Genomic DNA, 13,288 nt, shown 5'->3' with positions numbered 1-13,288 from the left:
TCGCCTAACAAGCTAGGTGGGGGTCGTGTCGCCCCCGAATGGTGCGGAGGCCGCGGGTAGCGGCTTGCTTAGATTATCAAGGAGCCGCAAGCCCCAATTATTCCAGTTCAGCCCGATAATGGCCTACGAGCGCAGGGCCAGGGTGAACGGAAGTACCGCCGATGCGCCGTGCCGGCGCAGCACGCGCGCAGCCACGGTCAGGGTCCACCGGCTGTCGGCGTGGTCGTCGATCAGCAAAATGGGGCGGCCGGTGAACGGGATGAGTGCCTCAGTCAGCTCGGGGCCGACATCGAAGCGGTCCCACACGCTGGACAGCCGGTAGGCGCTGTTGCCGCCCGGCTCCCCGCTGGGGCCGCCGTTCGCCCAGCCCAGGGTGCCGAGCAGTGGCAACCGACCGACGTCTGCCAACGATCGTGCCACCGAATCGATGATGAGTGGATGCCGCCGCGACGGCATCGAGACGATGGCTGCCGGACGCTCTGCCCACCCCCACTCGGCGAGCACGCGCACACAGGCGGCCAGCATGGCCGGCGAGGCTACGGCATCCGCTGCCTGGGCGTCGAACAGATCACGCAGCGGACCGCCCCAGCCGAGGTCGGTCAGGCGGGCCAGCGCGCGGCCGGGCTCGGCGCGTTCGCCGAGCGCAATTTTGCCGGTGGCCGCGACGCCGAGGCTGCTCATGCCGGTCGGCCACTGCGCACGCACATCGATGGCGACGCCGACGCGATCGAGCGATTGCGTGGCCGTCGCCACGGCTCCCTCTGCCACATCACTCGGATACCAGGCACCCCGGCAATTGTCACAGCGCCCGCACGCCACCGCAGTCTCATCGTCGAGGGCGCGCTGCAGAAACTCCATGCGGCATCCAGCGGTGGTTTCAAATTCGAGCATGGCCTGCTGCTCACCGAGCCTGGCAGCGGCGATGCGTTCGTAACGCTCCCCGTCGTAGACCCAGGGCCGCCCGGTGGACTGCCAGCCGCCCTTGACCCGGTGCACCGCGCCGTCGACGTCGAGCACCTTGAGCAGCAGCTCAAGCGGAGTGCGCTTGAGGTCGACCCTGGCTTCGAGCGCCGGTGTGGACAGGGGAACGCCGGCGGCTTCGAGCTCGCCAATCACGGCGAGGGCCTTCGCCTGATTGGGCATTGAGGCGGTGGCGAAATAGTGCCAGATGGCCTCATCTTCGGCACCGGGCAGCAGCAATACGTCGGCCGAGGCGGTGGCACGGCCGGCGCGACCGACCTGCTGGTAGTAGGCAACGGGGGAGGACGGCGCGCCCAGGTGCAGTACGAACCCGAGGTCTGGTTTGTCGAATCCCATTCCGAGGGCGCTCGTGGCGATGAGCGCTTTGACCTGGTTGGTCTTGAGCAACTCCTCGGATTCTTCGCGTTCGGCCGTGTCGGTCTGGCCGGTGTAGGCGCGCACCGCGTGACCCGCCTCACGCAGCAGCCGAGCGGTGTCTTCGGCGGCCGCCACGGTGAGGGTGTAGATGATGCCGCTGCCCGGCAGTTCGGCGAGGTGGCTGAGCAGCCAGGCCAGGCGGGCGCGCGAATCGGGCAGGCGCAGCACACCCAGCCGCAGCGATGAGCGGGCGAGCGGGCCACGAATGGTGACGACTTCAGCGGTTCCGGCGGTGGCGCCATCGAAGCCGGTGGCGACCATGCCCACCTGCTCCGCGACATCCTGCACGACGCGGCTATTGGCCGTGGCCGTGGTGGCGAGCACGGGCACGCCGGGCGGCATCTGGGCGATCAGGTCGCGCAGGCGGCGGTAGTCCGGGCGAAAATCGTGGCCCCAATCGGAGATGCAGTGCGCCTCATCGACCACGAGCAGGCCGACCCGAGAGATCAAGGCGGGCAGCTGCTCATCGCGGAAAGACGGGTTGTTCAATCGTTCGGGCGACACCAGCAGCACGTCGACCTCGTCGGCGTCGAGCTTCTGAAGCACGTCGCTCCACTCGTGCGCGTTCGACGAGTTGATCGACACCGCCCGCACCCCCGCCCGGGCCGCGGCGGCGACCTGATCACGCATAAGGGCGAGCAGCGGCGAGACCAAGATGGTCGGGCCCGCGCCTTGGCGTCGCAGCAGCAGGGTCGCCACAAAGTACACGGCCGATTTGCCCCACCCGGTGCGCTGCACGACGAGCGCGCGGCGGCGCTGGTCGACCAGGGTTTCGATGGCCTCGAATTGTCCGTCGTGCCAGGAGGCGTCTTCTCGCCCAACGAGCGTACGCAGAATGGCCAGAGCGGATGCGCGGGTGTCGGTCATCCTTCAAGGGTGCCAGATACCGCCGACACGGCTCGCCCTCGGGCTTGTGCGTGTGAGCAAAAATCGGCTTGGAGTCAGCGTTCGCGCAAACGCCTCCTCCTACCCCGGTGCTACGGAGTCAGCCCGAGAAACTTTTGGAACTGTTCGGTTATCACCTGAACAGTGTCGCATCCAGGGTTCGACAACTGACTATGCACGTGTCATCTCGCAAAACCGTGTCCTAGGCTGACCTCATGAGCGACTGGCGGGGAATCGGCGACATATATACCGTCAGCGACCGCTCGCCCGCCAGGAGCGGTGGCAGCGAAGTGGATCCGTGATTTTCTCGAGCAGAAACTTTCACGGCTGGAAAATCCGCGTCAGCTAGGCAAGAAGCTCGTCAATGAAGAGTTCTGGCGGTACCGGGTCGGCGACTACCGAATCCTCACGCATATCGACGACGATCAAAGCGTCATCCTGATCGTTGAAATTGCGCACCGGCGCGAGGTCTACAAGAATCTCTGAAATGACGATCACAACGCGGGCGTCCCGCCAACGATTCGCCGACAAAACGCCGGTCGAACCCCCGGTTAGGCGAATCCCGACGGGGTCGTCAGTGCGTGTCGCGGGGCATCCGTCGCCTTCGAGCGGCATCGCTCAGTAGGCTCGGTGGGTGAACGTGATTCAGGAGATCGAAACGCGACTGCCGGAACAGGCCGTCGTCGGTTTCCGCCGACTTATCGGGCAGGCCCGCGTGAAAGATGCGGTGCTGTTGCAGGAGCGGGCCATGGCGCGCATGGTGGCGCCAGCGCAGTGGATTCTGACCCGGGTCGGGGCCGACGGCATCCGTTTGACCAAGGCGGGGCATCTGCCGCCGGCGGTCGTCCTTGAAGCATCGGCCGAGCTCAACTGGGGCTGGCCGATCAGCGTCAACCGCGAGGTGCACCTGCGACCCCTGCAGGAGCTGCGCGGTCACCTGCGCGACGTTGGGCTTCTGCGCGTCAGCAAGGGGATGCTGGTACTTACCAAGAAGGGCGCCGCCCTGTCCGGGTCTTCCCGCGAACTGTGGTGGCATCTCGCCCGCACGATTCACTCAAGCCGCACGCCCGCCGTGGCTGACGCCACCCGACTGCTGCTGCTCTTCGTCGCCACCCGCGGTCTGGCCCGCCGCGAGGACTACCTTACGACCCTGTCTCGCGCGCTCGGTTCGCTTGGCTGGGTGCAGTCCGACGGCCAGGAACCGACGACGGAATCGGTCTGGCACCTCGTCGACGCCAAATGGCGTCTGCTTGACCGGCTCGGGGCGTTCGAGCAGACCGAGGCCTGGCACGGTGACCGCGGCACCGTCACGGTCGGTGGCGCCGCCTTCGCGCGCGCTGCGTTGCAGGCCGACGCACCCGCCGAGTAGGTAGCCGGCCGCGGCATCCGCTGCACTGCGCGGGTGGTTGGATGGGTGAATGGATGCTACACCGGACTACATCGCTGATTTCTCCGCCTTTCTGCAAGCGTCACCGTCGTCATACCACGCCGCCGCCGAGATCGCCCGGCTGCTTCACGCGGCCGGTTTTACCCGGCTGAGCGAGTCGGAGAGCTGGACGACCGACGACGGCGCTGGTCACTACGTCGTGCGCGACGGCGCCGTGATCGCCTGGTCGCAGCCGGTCGGCGCTGGCCCAACGACGCCGTTTCGCATTCTCGGCGCCCACACCGACTCCCCGGGATTCAAGCTCAAGCCCAAGCCCACGATCGGTTCGCACGGCTGGCTGCAGGCCGGCGTCGAGGTCTATGGCGGTCCGCTGCAGAACTCCTGGCTCGACCGCGAACTCGAATTGGCCGGCCGGTTGGTCACCCGTGACGGCGCCGAGCACCTCGTGCGCACCGGGCCGTTCCTGCGCATCCCGCAGCTCGCTGTGCACCTCGACCGCGAGGTCAACAACGGCCTCACCCTCGACCGGCAACGTCACCTCTCGCCCGTTTTCGGCGTCGGCGACCCGTCCGAGGCTGACCTGCTCGCCCACCTGGCTGGTTTGGCCGGGCTCGAGGCAGCGGATGTTGCCGGCTACGACATCCTCAGCAACGACACCCAGCCGCCCGCGATCTTCGGCCTGGGCAGCGAGCTGTTTGCCGCCGGACGCCTCGACAACCTGTCGTCGGTCTACGCGGCACTGCACGCGCTCCTCGCGACCAGCAATCGGGCCGGCGGCCCGATCAGCGTGCTCGCCGCCTTCGATCACGAGGAACTCGGCTCCCAGTCCCGCTCCGGCGCGAGCGGACCGCTGCTCGACGACATTCTCACCCGCATCGGTCACGGCCTTGGTGCCACCGGGTCAGACCGATTGCGGGCCTACGCCGAATCATGGTGCCTCTCGGCCGACGCCGGTCACGCCGTGCACCCCAACTATCCCGAGCGCCACGATTCGGCCAACCAGCCCATTCTCGGCGGCGGCCCGCTGCTGAAGATCAACGCCAATCAGCGTTACGCGACGGATGCCCATGGCGGCGCACTCTGGGCCCGGACCTGCGCCCAGGCGGGCGTCGCCTACCAGGAATTTGTCTCCAACAACACCGTTCCGTGCGGTTCGACCATCGGTCCACTCACCGCGACCCGGCTAGGCATCCGTGTGGTCGACGTGGGCGTGCCGCTCTTGTCGATGCACTCCGCCAGGGAGCTCTGCCACGTCAACGATCCGCAGGCGCTCGCCGCGGCAACGGCGGCCTTCTTCGCGCCCGCGGCGTAGCGGGCCGCCGGCTCAGGCGGTCAGCTCGTCGGCGCGATTGATGCGCGCGAGCCGCGCGCGGGCGGCATCCTCTGAGGTTGAGGAGGGACCGAGCAGGGTGCGCACCACTCCGAGAACGAGCCGGGTGCCCCAGACAACGGGCAGACGCGACCGCTGGAGGCCGAGCATGTCGCGATACTCGCGGGGGATCGACGCCACCGCGCCGGCGAACATAATGCGGTAGAACGGCAGCATGCCGCGACTCAGCGGCGGGTAGCGGATGAATCGCACGGCTTCCGCGACGCGGGCGTCACTTTTCAGGATGCCTGCGCTGCGAAATCCCTCGAGCTGGGCGGCGAGTTCGTCAGTCGAATGCGGGGCATTCTGCACTCCGATGAGTTCGCCGGCCGTGGCCCATTCCTTGACGTAGCGGTCGGCGCCGCCCGGAATGGCATCACCCCAGAGCAGGTGGGATTGCAGGAAAGCGTCGGTGAAGACCACGTGCACCCACGACAACAGCTCGGGATCACCCGCGGCATAGGGCCGTTCCTCGCCACGCGCGTCGAGATAGGTGCCGCTCACCCGTTCGTGAAAATGAGCAACCCGCCCCGATTCCCGCTCGGCCACGACGGTGTCGGCGAAAGTCACCGTGATGAGCCACTGAATGGTGCCGGAGAGACGGCCGAGGGGATCTTCGTGATACCGGGACCAGTCGTGCACGCCAGCCATGGCGCCCGGGTGCAGGGTCTGCATGAGCAGCGCGCGAATGCCGGCGACCATGGTCGCCATGCCGCCGTGCACTGCCCAGGCCGCACTTCCCGGGCCGAAGAAGCCGGCATTGTCGCCGGTAGCGATCTGGCCGACCCATTTCGGCCGTCCCTCGCTGTTCCCTGAGAGAGTCACCAGAAGGTGCGAGCGCCAACTGTCCGTGAATCTGCCCATTCTCGGATGGTAGCCCCGCCTCGCTGGAAGCCCGCCGCGAGCGGTTGAGTTTCGAAATCCTTCGGGGCTTGACCTGGCATTGCTGTGCACGGGGCCCGGGCCCGGAACACGGGCCCAGTTTGCAAACTGGGCCCGTGTTCGCAACATGGGCCCAGGCCCTACCCTGGAGAAAAAATCAACTGGAACAAGTAGCGCAAGCCCTTCAACCGCTACCGCGTCGTCGTTGCGGACGACGAACGGAGGCGCCAGCTGACCAGGGCCAGGTCCAGGGCGGTACGCCGTTCGCGGTTGTCGAGATCGAGACCCCCGAGCAGCGTTTCGATGCGCTCCAGGCGCCCGTAGAGAGTCTGGCGGCGAATGCCCAGCGCTTGGGCAGTGTGAGTTTTCGACAGTCCTGCCTCCAGATAGGCGTCCAGCGTCATGACCAGTCCGGCACCGGTCTGGGCGTCGTGTGCGAGCAGGGGACCAAGCTGGTCGGCGACAAAATGCTCCAGTTTTTCGTCATCAACGAGCGAGACCAGCAGCTGGTACAGCGCGAAGTCGGCAGCGAGCACCACACTCGCCGACGGTGTCAAACGCAACGCCAAACGTGCCGTCTCCCGGGCAGCAGGAATCGCGCCGACGAGAGCCGGAACCGAGTCGACTGCTGGCCCGACACTCACCATGACCGCCGCGCCCATCGTCGACCGCAGCTCCCGATCGAGTTCCTCGGCAAACCTGGTCAGGTCAGCGCGCAACTCGCGCGGTCGAGTGAGGGCGCCCACGAGTACATCACCGCCGTGCTCGGCAACGAGGCACGCGCCGTAAACCCGGCGGGCCACGTTTCGCGCCGCGATCAAGACGCCCGCGCTGCCTGGCGAGATCGCTCTAGTTCGCACGCAGATTGCAATGACCTGCTGACCGGACCGCACCGTCAGACCGACGCCGACTGCGCGCGAGTTCAGCTCTGCGGCGCCGAGATAGTGGCCAGAGGCCATATCCCGCATCAGTTCGGCACCCGCCTGATCCCGGCTCAGCAGAGCGAATCCGCTCCGTCCGGCTTCGAGCGCGAGCAGTGGGGCTGCCGCGTCAAGTACGGTACGCAGCCGCCGGGACGGTGCTGCGTCGAGCAGCAGATAACCCCAGGTCGCACCCGCGACGGTGATCGGCTGGCGCAACGTATGTCGTTCTCCCGGTTCCACGCGAGTGGTAGAACGGGAGGCAGCGGCGACGTCGTCACCGAGAAGCGCCCCGGCCACCAGTTCTCCCGATTGCGAGTAGAGCGCTGCCGGGCAACCGGCGACATCACTGATCGCCGCGGTGAATCCGACCAGCCCACGATTCTCGCCCAGTGCCTGCAGCAGACGCTCCCGAATGTCAGTGGCCGCGCGCAGTTGCTCCAGCTCACCACCTAAAATCCGGGTGTGTGCGACCTCGGTTACCTCGATGAACGGCACCACCCCGTGCAGCAGCACCAGGGGCAGGCCCACCCGCTGCGCCTCGGCGACGATGTCCGGCGGCACCGTAGAAAACGTGCGTCCGAGTTCGAGTACCAACGCGGCTACGCCGATGCGCGCAAGCGATGCGATGTAGCCGCGCCGGGCATCCGCTGACACGGCCACCAGGCCGAGTCCGGTCGTCATCAATACCTCACCACCCTTGAGCAGGGGGGAGATGGCGAAGATCTCACTCGTGTGCACCCAGCGCACCGCCCGTTCGTCCAACGCCTCGCCGCACACCAGTTCGGCCCGCGCGCGCTGCAACTCGGGCAGATTCAGAAAATCCGCGACGGAAAACATCATGTCCCTACCGTACAGAACGTCCAGGGTTTACCGATTCGAAATGACGTTATGTCTCTAGGGGGGCTTACGCCGGTCCCTTACGCTCGAAGTGTTCCTGTGAATCACAACCCGAAAGTGAGCCCTCATGACCCGCGGCCCCTCTGCACACGGTGCGTCTCCCCGGTGGTCCCGACGAGTGCTCGGCGCTCTCGGCACAGCAGCCATTGCTGCCTTGGTCCTCTCCGGTTGCGGTGGTGCCACCGGCGCAGACCCGAGTAGCGACAGCGCGGCGAGTGACCTACCCCTGGTCTTCGGCGCCTTCGCCACCCCGCTCGAGGAACCGTGGGACGGTGCCATTCACGCAGCCCTGCAGGGTGCCGCCGATGACGGATTGATCCGATACGAGCACGTCGACAACCTCGCCACGGCCGATGACATGGAGAGAGCACTGCGCGACATCATCGGCAGTGAAGACCCCGACCTGATCATGGGTGACGCCTTCGCGGCCGAAGATGCCGTGCGCGCCGTTGCGGCCGACTTTCCCGACACCGCTTTCGCGTTCGGCTCCGGTGGTGCCGAGCAGGCACCCAACTTCAGCGTGTTTGACAACTGGATGCAGGACCCCGCCTACCTCGCCGGCATGCTCGCCGGCGGGCTCACCACGACCGGCACCATCGGCGTGATCGGCGCCATGCCAATCCCCGAAGTCAATCGCATCGTCAACGCGTTCATCGCCGGCGTGGCTGAGACTAATGCTGGGGCCACCGTGACCGTGTCCTTCATCAACTCCTTCTTCGACCCGGCCACGGCCAAACAGGCTGCGGAAGCAGCCATCGCGGGTGGGGCCGACGTGCTGTTCGCCGAGCGAGACGGCGTCATCGCGGCGGCCGAAGAGCACGAACTGCCCGTCTTCGGCATGATGGTCGACCAGCAGGAGCAGTCGCCCGACTACGTTGTCTCCTCCCTCGTGTGGAGCATGCGTCCTACCGTGGAAGCGGTCGTCGCTGACGTTGTCGCCGACAAGTTTGCGGCGAGCAACCTCGCGGAGTTCTCCTTCATGATCAACGGTGGCAGCTTTCTCGCACCGCTCAATACGGGCACCGTGTTCACGATCCCGTCCGAGCTGACCACGCTGGTCGACGAACGCCAGGGCGCCATCATGGATGGCTCGTTTGTCACCATCGTGAACGAAGACGCCCCGGCCGGATCGACGACTCTCGGCGAATGAGTTTCACTGAATCACGTCCAGACGAAGTGAGCGAGGCCCCCCGCGCGTTGGGGGTCCCGCTCGCGGAACTCGTCGGCATCACCAAGTCTTTCGGCGCGCTGCGGGCCAACGACTCGATCGATCTGGCGGTGGCACCGGGCGAGGTACACGCGCTGCTCGGCGAGAACGGGGCCGGCAAGAGCACTCTCACCCGGATCCTGTTCGGGCTGAGCCAGCCAGACAGCGGCGAGATTCTCATCGATGGCCGGCTGACCCGCATCGCATCTCCAGCGGATGCCCGCGCCGCCGGTATCGGCATGGTCACCCAGGAATTCTCCCTGGTCGGCACGATGACCGTGACCGAGAACCTCATGCTCGCCGGGGTCGGCCTCGGCCGCATCAGCCGGGCCGCAGCCCGATCCCGCGTGCTCGAAGCGGCCGCCCGCCTCGGCGTAACGATCGACGCAGACGCCGTTGTGGAAACCCTGTCGGTCGGCGAGCGCCAACGCGTGGAGATCGTCAAGGCGCTGTTCCACAACTGCCGCCTGCTGATCCTCGATGAACCCACGGCCGTGCTCGTTCCGCAAGACGTCGAGATTCTGTTCGACTCGATTCGACGGCTGCGCGCGGACGGTCTCGGCGTCATCTTCATCAGCCACAAACTGCACGAGGTCGTGGCGATCGCCGACCGGGTGAGTATCCTGCGTCGCGGTCGGATCGTCGCGAGCCTGCCCGCCGCCGGCCTGTCCCCGCGCCGAATCGCAGCACTGATGGTCGGTGCCGAGGCGATCATCCCTGACCTGGCCGAGCCGACCGAGGCGTCGTCCGACCCGGCACTCGACGCACTCTCCACGAGCATCGGACTCGCCTCCAGCGACCTTCCCGATGCTGCGACGGATGCCCCGGCACGGTCCAGTGGCCCCGTTCCTGCCCCAGCGCAGACGGCCCCAGCACAGCCCGCCCCAGCACAGCCGGCCCTCAGAATGTCGAAACTCACCCTCGCCGGCCCGGCCCGTGCCCTCCTCGATGAGGTGTCGCTCACTGTTCGCTCGGGGGAGATCGTGGGAATTGCCGGGGTCTCCGGCAACGGCCAGACCGAACTGGTCAACGTGCTCTGCGGCGTGACGGCGACCACGAGTGGAACGGTGCACGTCGGCGACGCCGATATCACCGAACGGACCGTGACTGAACGTCTGGCCGCCGGACTCGGCCGCCTCACCGAGGATCGCCGGGGGAGCGTTGCCCTCAGCCTGAGTGTCGCCCAGAATCTCGTTCTGGAAGACCTGAACCGGTTTCGGCGGGGACCGTTCCTCGACCGCCGCCGTATTCGCGCTCACGTCGCCGACCTCATCGAACGCTTCGATATTCGCGCCGATCCGAACGACCCCATTCGCAGCCTGAGCGGTGGCAACATGCAGAAGGTTCTGCTGGCGCGAGCGATCGACCGCAAGCCGCGCGCACTCGTGGCGTCACAGCCGACCCGCGGCCTCGATGTGGGCTCCTGCGAATACGTCTATTCACAATTACGCGCCCTTAAACGTGCCGGGACCGGCGTGCTGCTCATCTCGGAAGACCTCGACGAGTTGCTCGGCCTCGCTGACCGCATCGTCGTGATCTTTTCCGGCCGCCTCATCGGTGAGGTACCAGCACACACCGCTTCGCGCCAGGAACTCGGCCTGCTCATGACGGGTCACGTTGCAAACCCGGTGCCGCCGGACGAGCGCGCGGGGGTCACCGCATGAAAATTCTGCTGCGCGCACGCGACTCCCGCTGGCTGGCCCCGGCGGCCGTTGTCGGCGCGGTGCTCCTCACCCTGCTGTTGACTGCCGGTCCCATCCGGCTGGCCGGGGCTAACCCCCTGGCGGCGTACGAACGCTATCTGGTCACCCCCCTGATGAGCCTCACCGGTCTCGGTGACGTGCTGCTGGCATCCACCCCGCTGATTTTCACCGGGCTCGCCGTGGCCATCGCTTTTCGAGTCGGATACTTCAACATCGGTGCCGAGGGGCAATTTCTGGTCGGCACCGTGGCTGCGACGCTGCCTGCCCTCTACCTCTCCGAGCTGCCCGGGCTGATTGCCCTGCCGCTCGCCCTCGGCTGTGGCGCCCTCGGCGGGGCGGCGTGGGCGTTTCTGCCAGCGTGGCTCAAACGCCACGCCCGGATCGACGAGGTCGTGACCACTCTGCTGCTCAACCCGGTGGCGCTACTACTCGTGCAGGGCCTGCTCAACGGTCCGTGGCGCAACAGCGAAACCGGCTTTCCCGACTCCGATCGGTTCGACGCCGGCTACACCCTCCCCGCCCTGGTCGACGGTTCCCGGGTGCATTGGGGCCTGGTCATCGCCCTACTGCTCGTACTCGCTGTTGGAATTGTGCTGGCGTTCACCCCGCTCGGACTGCGCCTCAAGGCTGCTGGCCAGTCACCGGATGCCGCGCGCTTCTCCGGCATACCGGTCGCCACCCTGAAATGGCGCTGCGCGCTGGCCTCCGGCGCGATCGCCGGCCTCGGCGGGGCGAGCCAGGTGCTCGGGGTACAGCATCAGCTCACCGCGAGCGTGTCCAACGGCTACGGCTATACCGGTGTCGTGGTGGCGACGCTCGGTGCTCTGGCGGCCGGTGGGGTTCTCCTGGTCGCCCTGCTGCTCGGCGACATCGCCGTCGGCGCCCAGAACGCGTCGATCGTGCTGCACGTGCCCACCCAGATGGGCACGATCGTCAGCTCGACCCTGCTGTTGACCGTGGTGGCCTTTCTCGCCGCCCGGCGGTACCGTCTCGTGCTGCGCCGTCGCCCCCCGCGAACACAGGCCCCACGACCACGGGCCCCGCAACCACAGGCCCCGCGACCACGCAGCACTCAACCGCGCGGGCCCGCATCAACGCTCGGACAGGAACGCTGATGGACTTTCCCCTGATCGCCGTGCTCGCCGCCACCCTCACGATCGCCACGCCACTGGTTTGGGCTGGACTCGGCGCCATCATCAATGAACGCGCCGGCATTCTGAACCTCGGCATCGAGGGCACCATGTACGCCGGAGCGTTCGTCGGCTTCCTCACGGCCTCGGCGAGCGGCTCGGCCACGCTGGGCCTTCTCGCCGCGATCATTGCCGGAGCGCTCGCCGGGTCATTGATGGGCCTCCTCACCGTCACCCTCGGCGTCAACCAGCACGTCGCCGGAATCGGAACCACCCTGCTGCTGATTGGTGCCTGTGACTTCAGCAACCGCATCCTCTTTTCGGCGGGTTCCCAGGCCGTCACCGCGAAATTCGACCGCCTCTTCGCCGGCACCGGGTTCTTCGCCCAGTATCCGATGACCTATCTGGCCTTTCTGGTCGCCGCGCCCGCGCTGTGGTGGGTGTTGCGCTCGAGTGGCTTCGGTCTGCGGCTTCGCGCGGTCGGGGAGAACCCCGAGGCAGCGGATGCCGCCGGTATTCCGGTGGCTGGCACCCGGTACACGGCGCTCGTGCTCGGTGGCGCTCTGATGGGCACCGGTGGAGCGTTCCTCACCCTGTCGCTGCTCGGCTCCTTCACCCTGGATATCGTCAGTGGGCGCGGCTGGATTTGTATCGCCCTGATCATCTTCGGGCGCTGGAAGGTCTGGCCGGTCGTCGCGGGAGCATTGCTGTTCGGCTTCGCTGATGCTCTGCAACTCCAACTGGCCATCACCCCGCAGTTCGGCGCCGTGCCCAACGAGCTGCTCATCGCCTTTCCCTACCTTGTCGTGATCGGTGCCCTGGCCATCTGGGGCCGTGGCGTGCGGTACCCCGGTGCCTACCTCGTTCCCTACCGACGCGCTTGATCACCCAGTCCACCCCGAACCAGGAGACACCGATGACGCTCAGCAATGCCGAACTGCTCGCCTATGCCCTCGACGAAGCCCGCATCGGGCGCGCGGAAGGCGGAATCCCGATCGGTGCGGCGCTCATCGTCGACGGCCGAGTCCTCGCCGTCGGCCACAACCAGCGGGTCCAGCGGGGCAGCTCGATTCATCACGGCGAAACGAACTGCCTGGAAAACGCCGGTCGGCTTCCGGCCAGCGTTTACGCCCGGGCCACCATGGTCACAACCCTTTCACCGTGTGACATGTGCACGGGGGCAATCCTTCTCTACAAGATTCCTCGGGTCATCATCGGGGAAAACGCGACCTTTTTCGGCGGTGAAGACTACCTGCGGTCGCGGGGAGTCGACGTTGTCGTGCTCGACGATGAGGAATGCATTCAACTCATGAGCGATTTCATCACCGCCGAACCGGACCTGTGGAATGAAGATATCGGCGAAGACTGAGGGCCGCCACGTTGGTTTCGGGTGATACCCCCGTCAGAAACGAGTGGCACCCGAAGTAGGCTAGTCAGGTTGCACACGTGCACCAGGCCCGCTCGGGTCGCACACGTTACTCCAGACCCACGCTGCACAGCGAGGGTC

Annotated in this window: 11 protein-coding genes; 8 read left to right on the top strand and 3 right to left on the bottom strand. The window is 66.7% G+C overall.

Going from position 1 to position 13,288, the window contains the following annotated elements; all coding sequences use genetic code 11:
- Nucleotides 1-123: 123 nt before the first annotated feature.
- Nucleotides 124-2,265, bottom strand: coding sequence for a DEAD/DEAH box helicase (locus CJ028_RS13630; RefSeq protein ID WP_105035770.1), 2,142 nt, complete (start codon nucleotides 2,263-2,265; stop codon nucleotides 124-126).
- 297 nt (nucleotides 2,266-2,562) lie between these two features.
- Between CJ028_RS13630 and CJ028_RS13625 the strand changes: the two genes are divergently transcribed.
- The 3 genes from CJ028_RS13625 (at nucleotide 2,563) to CJ028_RS13615 (ending at nucleotide 4,982) form a co-directional block, all read left to right on the top strand.
- Nucleotides 2,563-2,769 (top strand): type II toxin-antitoxin system RelE family toxin, encoded by a 207-nt coding sequence (locus tag CJ028_RS13625; RefSeq protein ID WP_240607276.1) that lies wholly within the window; start codon nucleotides 2,563-2,565, stop codon nucleotides 2,767-2,769.
- 148 nt (nucleotides 2,770-2,917) lie between these two features.
- Nucleotides 2,918-3,652 (top strand): hypothetical protein, encoded by a 735-nt coding sequence (locus tag CJ028_RS13620; RefSeq protein ID WP_105035768.1) that lies wholly within the window; start codon nucleotides 2,918-2,920, stop codon nucleotides 3,650-3,652.
- A gap of 49 nt (nucleotides 3,653-3,701) precedes the next feature.
- Nucleotides 3,702-4,982 (top strand): M18 family aminopeptidase, encoded by a 1,281-nt coding sequence (locus tag CJ028_RS13615; protein ID WP_105035767.1) that lies wholly within the window; start codon nucleotides 3,702-3,704, stop codon nucleotides 4,980-4,982.
- A 12-nt stretch (nucleotides 4,983-4,994) separates the two neighbouring features.
- Here the strand turns inward: CJ028_RS13615 and CJ028_RS13610 are convergent, their stop codons facing one another.
- Together CJ028_RS13610 and CJ028_RS13605 are read right to left on the bottom strand one after the other, a co-directional pair.
- Complete coding sequence (locus CJ028_RS13610; RefSeq protein ID WP_105035766.1) at nucleotides 4,995-5,903, bottom strand: oxygenase MpaB family protein; 909 nt, start codon at nucleotides 5,901-5,903, stop codon at nucleotides 4,995-4,997.
- Nucleotides 5,904-6,112: 209 nt separating this feature from the next.
- Nucleotides 6,113-7,684 carry a PucR family transcriptional regulator gene (locus CJ028_RS13605; protein ID WP_105035765.1) on the bottom strand — a complete coding sequence of 524 codons (1,572 nt, stop codon included), beginning with the start codon at nucleotides 7,682-7,684 and terminating at the stop codon, nucleotides 6,113-6,115.
- A gap of 124 nt (nucleotides 7,685-7,808) precedes the next feature.
- Between CJ028_RS13605 and CJ028_RS13600 the strand changes: the two genes are divergently transcribed.
- The 5 genes from CJ028_RS13600 to CJ028_RS13580 are packed head-to-tail and all read left to right on the top strand — an operon-like array spanning nucleotide 7,809 to nucleotide 13,150.
- Entirely contained in the window at nucleotides 7,809-8,891 is a 1,083-nt protein-coding gene (locus CJ028_RS13600; RefSeq protein ID WP_105035764.1) for a BMP family ABC transporter substrate-binding protein, read from the top strand.
- Nucleotides 8,888-10,612 (top strand): ABC transporter ATP-binding protein, encoded by a 1,725-nt coding sequence (locus tag CJ028_RS13595; RefSeq protein ID WP_105035763.1) that lies wholly within the window; start codon nucleotides 8,888-8,890, stop codon nucleotides 10,610-10,612. The genes CJ028_RS13600 and CJ028_RS13595 overlap by 4 nt, the downstream gene beginning before the upstream one ends.
- A complete protein-coding gene (locus CJ028_RS13590; RefSeq protein WP_105035762.1) occupies nucleotides 10,609-11,766 on the top strand; it encodes an ABC transporter permease in 1,158 nt (385 codons plus the stop codon). The genes CJ028_RS13595 and CJ028_RS13590 overlap by 4 nt, the downstream gene beginning before the upstream one ends.
- Nucleotides 11,766-12,665: an ABC transporter permease gene (locus CJ028_RS13585; RefSeq protein WP_105035761.1), complete on the top strand. Its 900-nt coding sequence runs from the start codon at nucleotides 11,766-11,768 to the stop codon at nucleotides 12,663-12,665. The genes CJ028_RS13590 and CJ028_RS13585 overlap by 1 nt, the downstream gene beginning before the upstream one ends.
- Before the next feature lie 32 nt (nucleotides 12,666-12,697).
- Nucleotides 12,698-13,150: a nucleoside deaminase gene (locus CJ028_RS13580; protein ID WP_105035760.1), complete on the top strand. Its 453-nt coding sequence runs from the start codon at nucleotides 12,698-12,700 to the stop codon at nucleotides 13,148-13,150.
- The last annotated feature ends 138 nt before the right edge of the window (nucleotides 13,151-13,288 follow it).

The sequence above is a fragment of the Cryobacterium aureum genome (assembly GCF_002954245.1).
GTDB lineage: Bacteria > Actinomycetota > Actinomycetes > Actinomycetales > Microbacteriaceae > Cryobacterium > Cryobacterium aureum.
This window is presented reverse-complemented; position numbering and strand designations above follow the sequence as displayed.